The following is a 14,025-nucleotide window of genomic DNA, read 5'->3' on the forward strand; positions in this document are numbered from 1 at the left end:
CAGGCCGCTGTGTTGATAAAGGAAATGGCGCACGCGATGCGGCATCGCGCGCAGTAGCAGTTCGGTCAGGCGCGCTCGATCTGCATCAGGCGCTGGCCATGCACGCCCCAGGTGCGGTCAACGCCGTCGACCACGCCGCGCAAGGCCCAGCCGGTGCCGATTTTCTCCACTGTGATGGTGGTTTCCAGTTCGGCGGCCAGCTTCTCGGCCCACATGCTGGCCGAGCCCTGTCCCTTGAACAGTTCGTTTCCGTTGACGATGACGGTTGCGTCGAAAACCGACGCCGTAAAAATGGTCTTCATATTGGTTCGCTGATAAAAATGACGGAGACTGGCTTGCCTGTCGTCGGGTGAATGGATTCGCGCATCTCGAGAAGCCGGAAACCGCAGTCGCTCAAGGTTCGCACCCAGGTTTCGAGGGTGCGGAAGTACCACGGCGGGGCATCGGTGAAATCGGCGCTGAAGCCGGACCACGATCCTTCGCGCCAGCCATCCTGGTAGGCCGCCTCGCCGCACGCGACGTGCGGATGAAGCGTCTGCACAACCAGCGCGCCGCCAGGGTTGAGCAGCGATGGTACCGCACGCAGCAGGCTATTGACGGATTCCTTGCCGATCAACGAGAAGTTGCAGATCGCGACATCGACCGCCGCGTCCAGCGCTCCCGCGCCGATCTCTTCGTACGACATGACCCGGAAGTCGCCGCCGCCGGCTGCGTTGGCCTTGTCGATCAGGCCCGGTACCACATCGACGCCGATCATCGCGACGCCGTCGAGGGCGCGAACCAGCCAACCTTCGCCGCTGCCGATGTCGATGCCGCTACGCGGCGAGCGGCTGCGCACCGCGTCAACGATCGCCTTGTCGGTGACCAGCTTGCGGCTTTCGATTTCGCCGCCGCGCACGGCGTTGGTCCACGGGTCGGTATTCTTCGACCATGAATCGATGATCTTTTCGTCGCTCAATGGCTTCAATGGAGTTTCGTTTTCTCGGGTTGCACCAGCACGAACGGGCTGACGACCGAGGCCCACACTGTCGCGTCTGCGGCGGACCAGGTGGCCGCCTGCACATCGGTCACCTTGGCCACTTTGCCTTCGGCCATCCAGCGGCTGATGCTGTCCTTGTCGTCATGCGAGACGCGCAGCGCGACGTCGATCAGGTCCAGTTCCGGGCTGACGAACACCACGTTTCCTTGCGCGAAGTGCTTCTCCAGTTCGGACCACGGCAGGCGCGCGGTCTCGCGGTTGATCTTGATGCGCAGGTCGGTATCGTTTTCGGGCTTGGTTTTCATGCTTGAGTCGGTATTAAGGTCAGAGAGGTTCGATCACCGGATCCGGCGAACCCGCCCATGTTAACCGATACGCCTGGCCCTTGCGCACATTGCCCACCAGCGCAGGGCGGAAGCAGGCGAGGTTGATGCCGCCGTTTCGCCGCACACTCGGGTAGATGATGCCCATCGAACCGGCGTCGAGCAGCGCGGCCGCAAGCTGCTGCGACGCGATGTAGCTCGACGGGTCGAGCGCCTTGTCGAAGGTTTTCTGGCCGCGCAGGTCGTGGAAGGTGCTGGTGAAATCGGCCAGCATGACCTGGTAGGTGACGCTGTCGTCGAAGCGGTCGATCTCCTGGTACTCCACGGTTTTATGGAAGGTGATCTCGGCCAGCGCGGTGGCGGCGTCGAACGCGCAGTACCACGCGCCGCGCTCGCCGTCGTTGAAGCGGCTGCCTTCGGGGCGCGGATAAGTATAGGCCGCGTTAATGATCCGGAAGTTCGGCACGCCGAACACCAGCTCGTCGACGCCGATGCCAGGCAGGCCGCCGTACTCGCCGCGCAGGCGCTCATTGGTCGCGTTGTCGAGTTCGAACAGGTCGCGCAGCACGTCGGTGCTGTCGGCGAGGGGGCTCAGCACCGAATCCTCGACGTCGGCAAAGCGCGACGGGATCAGTCGGCAGGTGTCGAACTGGCGCAGCTGCACCAGCTTTGGTTCGCGCGACAAGATCAGAGGCCTCCGCGGCGGGCGTCGAGCAGCTTGCGCACCATTTGCATGGCCAGCAGGCCGCCCGCCAGCATTTGCGACAGCGGCGTGCGGCCGCCGAACACCGGGTTCTTGTTCGGCAGCGTGACCCATTCATCGGCCAGCTGGTCGCCGTACAGGATGTGCAGGGCCTTGTAGATGCCCAGCAGGTAGGAGATGCGGGTGATGCGGTCGACCTCGAGCACCCGGTCAGGGTTCTTTTTCCATTCGTAGAAGGTGGACGAGGACAGGCCGCCAAGCAGTTCGCGCGCGTCTTCATCGCGCAGCTTCCAGGCCGCCACCAGCTGGAAGAACCCCTTGAGGGCGGACTTGGACAGGCGCTCACGCTCAGGCCGGGCGTTCAGGTCAACCAGTACGGCCGGCTCAAAGCGGCTTTTTGGGTAGGCGTAGGCTAGATTGTTCATAATTAGCTCCGGTAATGGATTAGTTATACTCCGATTCCGATAGCGATGCAAGCGGTGCGCAATGCGCCATGTTTGGCTTCTGGCAATATCATGGCAGAATGAGCAACCGCGAGTTCACAATAAGGAAGAGATGAATAACCAACCGAGCAACCGTAGCGCCGCCTTTGCTGGAATCTGGACCGGGTTGGGCGTGCTGCCGTATGCCATCTGGTCCGGCAGCGGCGCGTTTTCATCGGGGCTTGCGGAAAACGCGCTCTGGCTCGGTGTCGCGGCGATTTTCATCTTTTTGCCGGCGGTGTATTTTGTGGTTGGACCCGACGGCGTGGCCTTCAGCCGCAACTGGGTCAACAACCCGGTCGAGCGCGAGAAGTACCTGGCGCTCCTGACCCGCATGGCGGCCTGGATCGCGACCGCCGCCCTGGTCGGCGGCGTGCTGCTGATGGTGCAAAAGAGCCTGGGCTAGGCAGCCTTACGCCGGTTCGGCGTGTTCGACCATCAGCTGGACCTTGGTGACGCCGTTATACTCGTTGGCGTCGAGCCGGAACGCCACCCGTGCGCGGTCGCCGACCGATGCCGTGTGGCCGAACCAGATCGCGTCGTAGCGCTGGCCGTTACGCTCCAGTAGCAGCTTGAGGTGGCGCTCCTTGAGGATGCGCTGGCTGACCACGCGGAACTCGTCGCAGAACAGCGGCGGCGCGAAGCCCTGGCCCCATACCTGGCCATCGATCACCTCGATGAACTGGGTCGTGTAATAGGCGTCCTCCAGCGGGCCGTCGGTCTCGATGACGCGCTCGAGCTGCTGCTGCGTGAGCAGCGCGCGGCCGACTTCTTCGAAGGCTTGCTGGAAGGCCGCGAGCGATTCGGCACGGATCGTCAAGCCGGCCGCCATCGCATGGCCGCCGAATTTGTCGATCAGGGACGGCGCGCGCTTCGATACCAGGTCAAGCGCGTCGCGCAGGTGGAAGCCGGGAATCGATCGGCCGGAACCTTTCAGCCAGCCGTCGCTGCCCGGCGCGAAGGTGATGGTCGGCCGGAAGAACTTCTCCTTCAGGCGCGAGGCGACGATGCCGATCACGCCCTGGTGCCAGCTCTCGTCGAATACGCAGATCGTGCTGCTGCTGGCCGGCTCGAAAGAGTCGAGATGGAGCAGGGCGGTGTCCTGCATGTCCGCTTCGATCTCGCGCCGCTTCAGGTTGATGTCGTTGAGCTGCTGGGCGATCGCCCAAGCGCGGCCCTCGTCGTCGGTCGTCAGGCATTCGATCCCCAGCGACATGTCGTCCAGGCGGCCGGCGGCGTTCAGGCGCGGGCCGACCGCGAAGCCAAGGTCGAACGGCGACGCGCTGCGCGCTTCACGGCCCGCCACGCGGAACAACGCGGCGACGCCGGCGTGCATGCGGCCGGCGCGCATGCGCTTGATGCCCTGGGCGACCAGGATGCGGTTGTTGGCGTCGAGCTTGACCACGTCGGCTACGGTGCCCAGCGCGACCAGGTCGAGCAGGTTGTCGAGCTTCGGCTGCGTCTGCGCGTCGAAGATGCCGCGCCGGCGCAGCTCCGCCCGTAGCGCCAGCAGCACGTAGAACACGACGCCGACGCCGGCCAGGTTTTTGCTCGGGAAGCCGCATTCCGGCTGGTTCGGGTTGACGATGACGCGTGCCTCCGGCAGGGTGTCGCCGGGCAGGTGGTGATCGGTCACGACGACATCGATGCCCAGGCGCTTTGCGGCCAGCACGCCGTCGATGCTGGCAATGCCGTTGTCGACGGTGATGATGATGTCAGGCGTCTTTTCGCGCGCGGTCAGCGCGACGATCTCCGGCGTCAGGCCGTAGCCGTACTCGAAGCGGTTCGGCACGATGTAATCGACATGCGCGCCCATCGCCCGCAATCCGCGCAAGGCGGTGGCGCAGGCGGTGGCGCCGTCGCAGTCGTAATCGGCGACGATGACCATGCGCTTTTGCGCGGCGATCGCGTCGGCGAGGAACACCGCGGCCGCGTCGATGTGCAGCAGGCCGGAAGGCGGCACCAGCGCGGCCAGCTCGCTCGAGAGCTCGCGCGCGTCGGTCAGCCCGCGCGAGGCGAACAGGCGGGCGAGCACCGGGTGCACGCCGCCCTGGCGCAGCATCTCGGAGGTTCGGAACGAGCAGGGACGTGTAGCGATTCGGGTCATGGCAGCAATCGGTCAAGCGTGGGGCGGCGCCAGAACATGTTCTGCGCCAGTTTGGAGGTGGTGAGTTCGAGATGACGGTCGCGGTGGCTCAGCACCATGCGCAGTTTCTTGATGCGGCCGTCGCGCACAGCCGCCAGCGCCGGCGCGAACACGGTCTTGTCGAGGTGCTTCATCTGCGCCAGCCAGGCGGCCCATTCGGTGCCGATGGCAGCCTGGGTCAGCGTATCGCAGACGAAAATGGCGTCGCCGTCGGTGTCGTCGACAAGCTCCTTCAAGGTCGGTCCGCGCATGTGCGCCATGGACGACAGCCAGCCCGGTGCGTCGCGCGTGGCAAGCAGCGGAGCGGCTTCCGGAATGGTTTCAAGCGCGCTGGCGCAGCCCCATGGCCAGAAACCGTTGATGGCGCGCTGTCCGCGCCCTTCGCGCTCGCTGTTTGCCCGGTTCTGGAACCACAGCATCTGGACTTCGTTCTGCAGCTTGCGGTACTCGACCGACTTGTCGCCCTTTGGCAGCCAGTCTGACAGATTCATGCCGGCCGCGGCGTCGGGTGTGGCGGTGTCCAGCGTGGTCCAGCCGTCAGCGCGCATGAACCAGGTGTGCGCATCGCCGTACAGCAGCGTCTTGCCGGTCTCGTCGAAGTAGGGCTTGGCGGCCTCGAACAGCATGCGCGAATGGCTGTCGTCCAGGTTCAGGCTGCGCAGGTCGGCCATCAGCATGTGGCTGCGCGCGATTTCGATGTGGATCGGATGGATGATGAACCAGTTGCCGTCGCCGGGGTCGAGCCCGAATCCGAGCATCGATTGCACCGCCAGCGCCGGGCGGTCGCTCGCGTCAAGGCTGATCGCGCGCGCCAGCCACAGCTCGTGCGGCAGCATCCGCTGCGGACCGTCGAAGGGAACCTGCCTGAAGGACGATGTGCGGCTTATCAGGCTGGCAAGAGCCGGCGCCTCCAGTGCGCGCACCAGGTCGGGAGCCAGTTCAGGAGGGGGGAGGGCAAACGGCAGGACAAGCGAAATCTGGGTCATGCCGCATTGTATTTCATCTGGTGTCTCAAGGAGAAATTGCGAGCGGATGGGCGCGCCGATGCGGCCGCAGGCAGCGGCGGCCGCCCAGGCCGATCCGATGCGTCAGATTTGCTCGTCGCCGCCGCCAAGCTCCACGTCGCCATACGTCAGGCCAATGGCTTCCTCGTACCAGGTCTGTACCAGCGCCAGGTGTTCTCGTTCATTGTTGAGCGCGATGGTGAAGTTGCTCACCATGTCGGTCAGGCCGTGTTCGTCCGCCAGCGCGATCAGGGTCTCCCAGCCCGCCTTGTCGCTGAGCTCGGCCGTGACGATTGCGTGCAGCGACTGCGCGATGCTGGTGCGCGGGTCGTTGAGCACCTGCACCAGTCCCAGCGACTCCACGCCGCACAGGTCGGCGCTTGGCGTTTGCGACGTCGGGTCGCCACCCAGCGATTCGATGGCGTCGGACACCATCAGGAAGTGGCGCGCCTCGTCTTCGCGGATGTCGTCCAGGTCGTCGATGGTCATGCTGATTTCGGTATCGTCGAGCATGACCTCGCACTTGGTGATCAAGGCGTCGTACAGCCTGGCGCCGGTTCGCTCGAACGCCAGGCGCTCGCCCAGCTTGTCCATCAGGATCTGCGGGCTTTCGCCCTTCAGCATGTCCAGCCCCATGCTGAGCATGCCCGTGACAGTACCCGGCAGCGGAACCGAGCCCAGCGAATCGGCGTCGATAATATAGGGACTGCGCAGCTCGGCCATTGGCGAATCGTCGCCTTCGTTTCCTTGCATCAGGTCGGGGTCGACGTCGGTCATCGCCTTGCTGTCGATGGGCGACATCTGGATGCCGGTGCGGTTTATTCCGACAGGTTCAGTTTGCGTACTCATTGTTCCTCCCTGGGCCGAGCCGTTTCAGTGCGTATGCACGCCCGGCGTCGTCCATTTTTTTCGGTAAAGTTCGGTTCCCGGCGACCAGACATAGCCGGACGCCACGGTATCGCTCGGCGACCCATCGGTGTTGACCATCGCGCGGTAGCGCTGCGACAGCGCGCCTTCCTGCGCTTTGTCGATGAACCGGGTGCCGTCGGCGCGCACGTCGATTTCGCTGGCGAGCACCTTGCGGACGAAGTCGCGCTGGCTTCGGAATGCGAGCGGGCTGTCGATGCTGGAGGCGATGATTTCGGCTGGATCGCGGCTGTCAAACTTTTGCAACGCTTCGCACGCCATGTGGAAGTGTCCCAGCTCGTAATCGAGGAAGCGCTCCCAGATGGCGCGCACGTGGTGGTTGGATTCCTGCTCGATGCAGCTATAGTACAGATAGCATTCGGTGGCCTCGTGCAGCACCCATTGTTCGAGCCAGCTGTCGCCCGGGTCGAGGATGGACGAGTACTGCGTCACGTGCTGCTCTTCCACCGACGCGATCTCGGCGTACAGCTGGCGCGCCAGCGGATCGGCAAATAGCGGCCCGATATTCATGTAATAGTCGTGGGTCTGGTATTCGCCCGCGACAAGCATTAGCGCGTGCAACCTGGTGATCAGGTCGGCTGTGCTGGAGACGTACGGACGCCGCAGCTCATCTTCAGGCGCGCGGTGATGTTCGCTGGTCGGTCGCCCGTGCATCACGTCGGTATAGCTTTGCAGGATGTTGTTGGCGTCCTTGCCCTCCATCCGGTCCAGCAGGGCCGAAAAGCGGTACAGGTGGTCGAAATCTTCGAGCAGGCCGAAACGGTAGACCTGCGCCAGGTAAGTGTCGGGTTCGCGCTGGGCGACCGCCGCGGTCACTTCGATGGCGGTCTGTTCGTACGCGATGGTCGTTTCGAGCGGCGAATGATCGGCTGCGATCAGCCAGTTGATCATGGTTGCCTGGTGCTGCTCGGTGCGGCGGACCTTTGCCAGCGGCAGCCTGAGTGCCAGGTTGTGGCGCGCCGCCATGTGGCCAAAGCGCAGGGCTTCGTTCTCGAGCCCGTTGGTAAGAATGATGCGGACGCGGGTAAACGCGTCATCGTCGAGTTTGCTGATGGGTTTCTGGACCATGTCGCGCCAGGTAAAGTGCTGGTTGTCGACGTGGACGCCCTTGGAATCGAATAAACTGAAAGCCATGGCCTGCTCCTTCGCGGACAAATATGCCGTCTCCATTCGATTCCTCGAACGGGCGCCAAGTTCGATGATTTTTCCGCCTGCGAGGGCGATTCAATTGTGCAAGTCCTATTCACGGATGAGCTTTGTGTGGCACACTTCGTGCTCTTATATAAACATTCGGATTCCATGAGCATCATCCATAAATTGCCGTATGAATGGCTGGTCGGGCTGCGCTACACGCGCGCCGGCCGCCGTAGCGGGCGCAACAGCTTTATCTCGTTTATCTCCCTCATCTCAGTGGCCGGCATCGCGCTCGGCGTCGCCGCCCTGATCGTGGTGCTGTCGGTAATGAACGGCTTCCAGAAGGAAGTCACCGACCGCATGCTGTCGGTGCTGGCCCACATCGAAGTATTCGACGCGCGCGGCGCCATGCCCAACTGGCAGCAGGCCTCGAAGGAAGCCTTCGCCAACCCGGCCGTCAAAGGCGCGGCGCCGTTCGTCGAAACCCAGGGCATGCTGCTGCAGGACGGCGTGATGCGTCCATCGGTCATCCGCGGCATCCTGCCGTCGCAAGAAGGCAAGGTCTCGGACGTGGCCAAGAACGTCAAGCGCGGCAGCCTCGACTCGCTCGAGCCAGGTTCGTTCAACATCGTGCTGGGCTACGCGCTGGCGCGTTCGCTCAACGTCGACATGGGCGACAAGGTCACCATGATGCTGGCGCAGGCCCAGACCACGCCGGCCGGCGTGCTGCCGCGTACCCGCTCGTTCACCGTGTCCGGCATTTTTGAAGCAGGCCATTTCGAGTTCGACTCGGGCCTGGCATTCATCAACATCGACGACGCGCAGAAGATGGAGCGCCTGGAAGCGCCGTCCGGCGTGCGCCTTCGCATCGAAGACATGCACCGCGCGCCTTTCGTGGCCCAGGAGCTGGCCAAGTCGATGTCGGGCGAGCTGCTGATCCGCGACTGGTCGAAGCAGAACGCCAACTGGTTCGCGGCGGTGCAGACCGAGAAGAAGATGATGTTCATCATCCTGACCCTGATCATCGCCGTCGCCGCGTTCAACCTGGTCTCGACCCTGGTCATGACGGTGACCGACAAGCAGGCCGACATCGCGATCCTGCGCACGCTCGGCTCGTCGCCGCGCTCGATCATGAAGATCTTCATGATCCAGGGCGCGCTGGTAGGCATCATGGGCACCGCGATGGGTGTCGGTTTCGGCGTGCTGGTGGCGCTGAACATCGATGTGATCGTGCCGTTCATCGAACGCATGCTGGGCGTGGAGTTCCTGTCCAAGGACATCTACCTGATCAGCGCCTTGCCGTCCGACCTGCGCTGGCTCGACGTCGCCAAAATCGGCGGCATGTCGGTGGTGTTGGCCTTCGTCGCCACGCTGTATCCAAGCTATTCGGCGGCTCGCGTCAAACCTGCGGAGGCACTGCGCTATGAATGATATCAACCACAAGACGCCAGTGCTTGCATGCAGCGGCCTTGGCAAGACCTTCACCCAGGGCTCGTACTCGGTGCCGGTGCTGAACAACATCGACTTCGCGATCTATCGCGGCGAGCGGGTTGCGATCGTCGGCGCGTCCGGCTCCGGCAAGTCGACCCTGCTGCACCTGCTGGGCGGGCTCGATACGCCGACCACCGGGTCGGTCAGCCTGATGGGCGAGGACTTCGCCAATCTGTCGGAAACGCGCCGCGGCGAGCTGCGTAACAACATGCTCGGTTTCGTCTACCAGTTCCACCACCTGCTGCCGGAATTTTCGGCGCTCGACAACGTCGCGATGCCGCTGATGATCCGCCGCGAGAAGCGTGCCGTGGCGGTCGCAAAGGCCGAGGAGATCCTGGCCCGCGTCAACTTGGCCAAGCGCGTGATTCACGTGCCGGGCGAACTGTCGGGCGGCGAACGCCAGCGCGTCGCTCTTGCGCGCGCCCTGGTCACCCAGCCAGGCTGCGTGCTGGCCGACGAACCGACCGGTAACCTCGATCATGCCACCGCGGAGCATGTCTTCGACCTGATGCTGGAGCTGTCGAAGTCGCTCGGGACCGCGTTCGTCATCGTGACCCACGATATCGAACTGGCGCGCCGCTGCGACCGCGTGCTGCGCCTGACCGAAAACGGGCTGCAGGAAGCCTGAGATGTGGATCGACACCCACTGCCACCTTGACGCGCATGAATTCGGCGGCGAGTCGCTGGCGGTGGCTGGCCGGGCAGGGGAGGCCAATGTCGGAATGATCGTCATCCCGGCGGTCGACCGGCATAACTTCGCGCTGGTGGCCAGGATGGCGGCCGACGCGCCCAACGCCAGCTATGCGCTCGGCATACATCCGATCTATGTTCCGCAGGCCGGTGAAGACGACCTGGCCACCTTGCGCCAGGCAGTCGAAGCCGCGCTGGCAGATCCGCGGTTTGTGGCGGTTGGCGAAATCGGCCTGGATTACTTCATTCCGATGCTGTGCGAACCGGCGATGCGCGAGAAGCAGGAGTACTTCTTCCGCGAGCAGCTTCGCATCGCGCGCGATTTCGAGCTGCCGGTGCTGATGCATGTGCGGCGCTCGCAAGACCAGGTCTTGAAGCATGTGCGGCAGATCCGGCCGGCAGGCGGCATCGCCCACGCATTCAACGGCAGCTTCCAGCAGGCGCAGGGATTCATCGACCTGGGTTTCAAATTAGGCTTCGGCGGTGCGATGACGTTTACGCGCGCGCTGCAGATACGCAGGCTGGCGGCCACGCTGCCGCTGGAAGCGATCGTGCTGGAAACCGACGCGCCGGATATCTCGCCGGCGTGGATTCATCCCGGCCGCAACAGCCCGGAGTACCTGCCCGGGATTGGGGCGGTGCTCGCCGAACTGCGCGCGCTGTCGGTCGCGGCGATCAGGGAAGCAACCGCGGTAAACGCGGTCGCTGCGATGCCCCGGCTGGGCAAATTGTTTGGTCACTTAAAGTTGCCATAAATTCATCGTGGTGGCGCCGTGCTGAATTAAGCCAGGGACACGCATCCAAGCTTGACGATTGTTAAGAATGGCTTCTCCAGGTGGCGCAGTATTGGCGGATTGTCTTGTCCGGTCCGCCACCATGCGCTGCCTGATTCTTGGCGTCGTTTCCGGCGCCGCATTGCTGCAGACGCGCGCCAGCCTTCCTGGCGACGCCGTGCTGGCCGGCCTGGCCGCCGCAGGTGTGCTGATGCTGGTGTTCAGGCACGCGGCGCTGGCCTTACTTGCCGGCGTAGCGCTAGGATTTTGCTGGGCCGCCTACATCGCTCAGCTGGCCCTGGCGCCCAACTTGTCGAAGGCCGATGAAGGGTGCGACCTGACCGTGGTGGGCATTGTCGACAGCCTGCCATATACATTCGACCAGGGAGTGCGGTTTCACCTCAAGGTCGAGGAGGCGCGCGGCGCGCAATTTCCGGTTCCGCCGCGCCTCGCACTGGCGTGGTACACCGGCTTTCGCGACGCGCGCCAGCAGGTTGGCAATGTCCAGCCGGGAGAGCGCTGGCGGTTGACCGTGCGCCTTCAGCGCCCGCATGGCAACGCCAACCCGCACGGCTTCGATTATGAAGCGTGGCTGCTGGAGCAGGGCATACGCGCAACCGGCTACGTCAGGCCGGACGCCGGAAACCAGCGCATCGACAGCTTCGTTCCAAGCTTTTCAAGCATCGTCGGAAGCGCCCGGGCGACGCTGCGTGCGCGGATTCGCGCGGCCCTGCCGGACCAGCCGTACGCCGGCGTGATCGTCGCGCTGGTGGTCGGCGACCAGCGCGCCATCGACCAGTCGGACTGGAAGGTGTTCAACCGCACCGGCATCAGCCACCTTGTGTCGATCTCCGGGCTGCACATTACGATGGTTGCGGGGCTGTTCGCGTGGATCGCTTCAAGCCTGTGGCGCCGCTCGTTCTTCACCAGTGCGCAGCTCCCGTTGATTATTCCGGCGCAAAAGGTGGCGGCGCTGGCCGGCGCCGGGGTCGGGCTGGTGTACGTGCTGCTGGCTGGCTTCGGCATCCCGGCGCAGCGCACGCTCTACATGCTGACCGTGGTCGCGATCGCGCTGTGGTGCGGCCGCCTTGCCAGCGTATCGCACGTGCTGTGCACGGCCCTCGGGGTGGTCGTGCTGATCGATCCCTGGGCGGTGCTGGCACCTGGCTTCTGGCTGTCGTTCGGGGCGGTGGCCATGATCCTGTACGCGACCAGCGGCCGGATCGCGCCACGCGAAGCCCGGATGGCAGGTGCGCTGCGCGTGGCCGCGCACACCCAGGCTGTTGTGACTATCGGGCTGGTGCCGCTGACGATGCTGCTGTTCTCGCAGGTGTCGCTGGTCAGCCCGATCGCCAACGCACTGGCGATTCCTCTGGTGAGCTTCATCGTCACGCCGCTCTCGCTGGCCGGCAGCCTGCTTCCTGCCCCGCTCTCGCATATCGTGCTCGGCGCCGCGCACCTGGTCATGGCGGCACTGGCGGCGCTGCTCGGGTGGCTGGGCGACCTGCCGCTTGCGGTGTGGACTGCGCCCGCACCCGAGCCGTGGATGTTCGCCTTTGCGCTGGCGGGGACGCTCTGGATGCTGGCGCCACGCGGCTGGCCGGTACGCTGGATCGGGGTAGCCGGATGGCTGCCGATGCTTGCCAATCTCCCGACCCATCCACCCGCGGGCGAGATGCATGTCACGGCGTTCGACGTGGGGCAGGGCACCGCACTGCTGATCGAAACTTCCAGTCACCGTCTGCTCTACGATACCGGGCCGCGCTACTCGGACGAATCCAACGGCGGCAACCGGGTGATCCTTCCGTATCTGCGGGGGCGGGGCATCGAGCGCCTCGACGGCATCATGGTCTCGCACAGCGACGTCGATCACGCTGGCGGCGCGCTGGACATCCTCGCTGCCATCAAGACCGGGTGGGTCGCCTCATCGCTCCGCGCCGATCACCCCGTCGTCAAGGCGTCGCCATCGCACCATCGCTGCGCCGCTGGCCAGCGCTGGCACTGGGATGGGATCCGCTTCGATGTGCTGCATCCGACCAGCGAGAGCTACGCCGACACCGGCCTGAAAGCGAATGCCCGCAGTTGTACCCTGCGGATCAGCGCGGGCAAACACGCTATCCTGCTGGCGGGCGACATCGAAGCGGCGCAGGAGGCGCAGCTGTTGACGCGCGCGCCGCACGGCCTGCAGTCGCAGGTGCTGCTGGCGCCGCACCACGGCAGCGGCACCTCGTCGACCCAGGCATTCCTGACGGGCGTGGGGCCGCACGTCGCGCTGTTCCAGGTTGGCTACCGCAACCGCTACCGCCATCCGAAAGCCGAGGTGGTCGAGCGCTACGAAAAGATGGGTGTCACGCGCTTGCGGACCGATGAATCAGGCGCGGTGACGTTCAGGTTCGGCGCCGCGCTGGGCGCGACCGAATACCGCCGCGAGCGCGCCAGATACTGGCACCTGCGCTAGACGGTTCCTTCTAACCGGGCGCCGCCAATCGCATTACAATTCACGCCACACCAACCAGGCTTGCGCGGCTCAAGCGCCGGCCAACCAGACAATGACCAAACCCCTGCTGCACTTCAGCCACGGCAACAGCTACCCCGCTGGCGCCTACAGCCACTTCTTCGACTACCTGCGCGCCGATTTCGACATCCGCTGCGTCGACATGCATGGCCACGACCCGCGTTACCCGGTCACCGACGGCTGGCCCGAGCTGGTGGCCGAACTGATCGAACAGCTCGAAAGCTACCATCAGCCTGCGATCCTGGTCGGTCATTCTCTGGGCGGCATGCTGAGCATGATGGCGGCGAAGCAGCGCCCCGAACTGGTACGCTGCGTGGTGATGCTCGACTCGCCGGTGGTCGCCGGCTGGCGTGCGTGGCTGTGGCGGATTGTGAAGTGGCTTGGCCACGCAGACCGCTTTTCGCCGGCCAGGTTCTCGCGCCGGCGGCGCACGGCATGGCCCGACCGGGCGGCCGCGTACGAGCATTTCAACGCCAAGGACATGTTTGCGGCCTGGGCTCCCGGCGTGCTCGATGCCTACCTCGAGCACGGCCTCAAGCCGCACCAGGACGGCGGCGTCGAGCTGCGCTTCTCGCGCGAGGTCGAGACCGAAATTTACAACGCCCTCCCGCACCACATGGGCAGCGTGACCGGAAAGCGCTTCCCGGTGCCGATCGGTTTCGTCGCCGGCACCCAATCGGTCGAACTGCGCCAGGCCGGGCGCGGCGCCACCAGGCAGCTGGTCGGCGACAATTTTGTCGAGATCGAGGGCGGGCACCTGTTCCCGATGGAGTCGCCCGAGCTGACCGCGAAACTGACGCGCGAGATGATAGAACGGCTGTTGAAGCAGGCCGGCCAACCTGGCTGAATTTTTTTCGC

The 14,025-nt window shown here is 64.6% G+C and carries 15 protein-coding genes; 6 read left to right on the top strand and 9 right to left on the bottom strand.

Features of this window, described 5'->3' with window-relative positions; translation table 11 throughout:
• Positions 1–65 precede the first annotated feature (65 nt).
• From I4X03_RS09890 to I4X03_RS09910, 5 genes are read right to left on the bottom strand one after another with little or no spacing between them, the layout of a single operon-like run.
• On the bottom strand, positions 66–302 hold the full coding sequence (locus I4X03_RS09890) for a hypothetical protein (protein WP_223468046.1): 237 nt from the start codon (positions 300–302) through the stop codon (positions 66–68).
• Positions 299–967 carry a class I SAM-dependent methyltransferase gene (locus tag I4X03_RS09895; protein WP_223468047.1) on the bottom strand — a complete coding sequence of 223 codons (669 nt, stop codon included), beginning with the start codon at positions 965–967 and terminating at the stop codon, positions 299–301. Before I4X03_RS09895 ends, I4X03_RS09890 begins: the two co-directional genes overlap by 4 nt.
• A complete protein-coding gene (locus I4X03_RS09900; RefSeq protein WP_223468048.1) occupies positions 964–1,284 on the bottom strand; it encodes a DUF2288 domain-containing protein in 321 nt (106 codons plus the stop codon). The genes I4X03_RS09895 and I4X03_RS09900 overlap by 4 nt, the downstream gene beginning before the upstream one ends.
• Positions 1,285–1,303: 19 nt before the next feature.
• Complete coding sequence (locus I4X03_RS09905; protein WP_223468049.1) at positions 1,304–1,987, bottom strand: RES family NAD+ phosphorylase; 684 nt, start codon at positions 1,985–1,987, stop codon at positions 1,304–1,306.
• 2 nt (positions 1,988–1,989) lie between these two features.
• Positions 1,990–2,430 carry an MbcA/ParS/Xre antitoxin family protein gene (locus tag I4X03_RS09910; RefSeq protein WP_223468050.1) on the bottom strand — a complete coding sequence of 147 codons (441 nt, stop codon included), beginning with the start codon at positions 2,428–2,430 and terminating at the stop codon, positions 1,990–1,992.
• Between the two features lie 130 nt (positions 2,431–2,560).
• On the opposite strand from I4X03_RS09910, the gene I4X03_RS09915 reads away from it, so the two are divergent.
• Positions 2,561–2,893, top strand: coding sequence for a hypothetical protein (locus I4X03_RS09915; RefSeq protein ID WP_223468051.1), 333 nt, complete (start codon positions 2,561–2,563; stop codon positions 2,891–2,893).
• A 6-nt stretch (positions 2,894–2,899) separates the two neighbouring features.
• On the opposite strand, the gene recJ is transcribed toward I4X03_RS09915, so the two are convergent.
• The 4 genes from recJ to I4X03_RS09935 all read right to left on the bottom strand — a co-directional run bounded on the left by recJ (position 2,900) and on the right by I4X03_RS09935 (position 7,698).
• On the bottom strand, positions 2,900–4,594 hold the full coding sequence (gene recJ, locus I4X03_RS09920; RefSeq protein ID WP_223468052.1) for a single-stranded-DNA-specific exonuclease RecJ: 1,695 nt from the start codon (positions 4,592–4,594) through the stop codon (positions 2,900–2,902).
• Positions 4,591–5,619, bottom strand: coding sequence for a hypothetical protein (locus I4X03_RS09925; protein WP_223468053.1), 1,029 nt, complete (start codon positions 5,617–5,619; stop codon positions 4,591–4,593). The genes recJ and I4X03_RS09925 overlap by 4 nt, the downstream gene beginning before the upstream one ends.
• A 102-nt stretch (positions 5,620–5,721) precedes the next feature.
• Positions 5,722–6,486 (bottom strand): ferritin-like domain-containing protein, encoded by a 765-nt coding sequence (locus I4X03_RS09930; protein ID WP_223468054.1) that lies wholly within the window; start codon positions 6,484–6,486, stop codon positions 5,722–5,724.
• Positions 6,487–6,510: 24 nt separating this feature from the next.
• Entirely contained in the window at positions 6,511–7,698 is a 1,188-nt protein-coding gene (locus I4X03_RS09935) for a hypothetical protein (RefSeq protein WP_223468055.1), read from the bottom strand.
• 165 nt (positions 7,699–7,863) lie between these two features.
• Between I4X03_RS09935 and I4X03_RS09940 the strand changes: the two genes are divergently transcribed.
• From I4X03_RS09940 to I4X03_RS09960, 5 genes are all read left to right on the top strand, one after another.
• Positions 7,864–9,129 (top strand): lipoprotein-releasing ABC transporter permease subunit, encoded by a 1,266-nt coding sequence (locus I4X03_RS09940; protein ID WP_223468056.1) that lies wholly within the window; start codon positions 7,864–7,866, stop codon positions 9,127–9,129.
• On the top strand, positions 9,122–9,817 hold the full coding sequence (gene lolD, locus I4X03_RS09945) for a lipoprotein-releasing ABC transporter ATP-binding protein LolD (protein WP_223468057.1): 696 nt from the start codon (positions 9,122–9,124) through the stop codon (positions 9,815–9,817). The genes I4X03_RS09940 and lolD overlap by 8 nt, the downstream gene beginning before the upstream one ends.
• A gap of 1 nt (position 9,818) precedes the next feature.
• Positions 9,819–10,634, top strand: a complete 816-nt coding sequence (locus I4X03_RS09950; RefSeq protein ID WP_223468058.1) for a TatD family hydrolase — start codon at positions 9,819–9,821, stop codon at positions 10,632–10,634.
• A 121-nt stretch (positions 10,635–10,755) separates the two neighbouring features.
• Complete coding sequence (locus I4X03_RS09955) at positions 10,756–13,110, top strand: DNA internalization-related competence protein ComEC/Rec2 (RefSeq protein ID WP_223468059.1); 2,355 nt, start codon at positions 10,756–10,758, stop codon at positions 13,108–13,110.
• A 91-nt stretch (positions 13,111–13,201) separates the two neighbouring features.
• The gene (locus tag I4X03_RS09960) at positions 13,202–14,014 is read left to right on the top strand and encodes an alpha/beta fold hydrolase (protein ID WP_223468060.1); all 813 of its coding nucleotides are present in this window, start codon (positions 13,202–13,204) and stop codon (positions 14,012–14,014) included.
• Positions 14,015–14,025 lie beyond the last annotated feature (11 nt).

The sequence above is a fragment of the Massilia soli genome (genome assembly GCF_016809835.1).
GTDB lineage: Bacteria > Pseudomonadota > Gammaproteobacteria > Burkholderiales > Burkholderiaceae_D > Telluria_A > Telluria_A soli.

Coding starts and splice junctions, on each gene's coding strand:
- I4X03_RS09950 (WP_223468058.1), top strand. CDS start 9,819: ATGTGGATCGACACCCACTGCCACCTTGACGCGCATGAATTCGGCGGC.
- lolD (WP_223468057.1), top strand. CDS start 9,122: ATGAATGATATCAACCACAAGACGCCAGTGCTTGCATGCAGCGGCCTT.
- I4X03_RS09925 (WP_223468053.1), bottom strand. CDS start 5,619: ATGACCCAGATTTCGCTTGTCCTGCCGTTTGCCCTCCCCCCTCCTGAA.
- recJ (WP_223468052.1), bottom strand. CDS start 4,594: ATGACCCGAATCGCTACACGTCCCTGCTCGTTCCGAACCTCCGAGATG.
- I4X03_RS09940 (WP_223468056.1), top strand. CDS start 7,864: ATGAGCATCATCCATAAATTGCCGTATGAATGGCTGGTCGGGCTGCGC.
- I4X03_RS09910 (WP_223468050.1), bottom strand. CDS start 2,430: ATGAACAATCTAGCCTACGCCTACCCAAAAAGCCGCTTTGAGCCGGCC.
- I4X03_RS09900 (WP_223468048.1), bottom strand. CDS start 1,284: ATGAAAACCAAGCCCGAAAACGATACCGACCTGCGCATCAAGATCAAC.
- I4X03_RS09935 (WP_223468055.1), bottom strand. CDS start 7,698: ATGGCTTTCAGTTTATTCGATTCCAAGGGCGTCCACGTCGACAACCAG.
- I4X03_RS09915 (WP_223468051.1), top strand. CDS start 2,561: ATGAATAACCAACCGAGCAACCGTAGCGCCGCCTTTGCTGGAATCTGG.
- I4X03_RS09955 (WP_223468059.1), top strand. CDS start 10,756: ATGCGCTGCCTGATTCTTGGCGTCGTTTCCGGCGCCGCATTGCTGCAG.
- I4X03_RS09890 (WP_223468046.1), bottom strand. CDS start 302: ATGAAGACCATTTTTACGGCGTCGGTTTTCGACGCAACCGTCATCGTC.
- I4X03_RS09930 (WP_223468054.1), bottom strand. CDS start 6,486: ATGAGTACGCAAACTGAACCTGTCGGAATAAACCGCACCGGCATCCAG.
- I4X03_RS09960 (WP_223468060.1), top strand. CDS start 13,202: ATGACCAAACCCCTGCTGCACTTCAGCCACGGCAACAGCTACCCCGCT.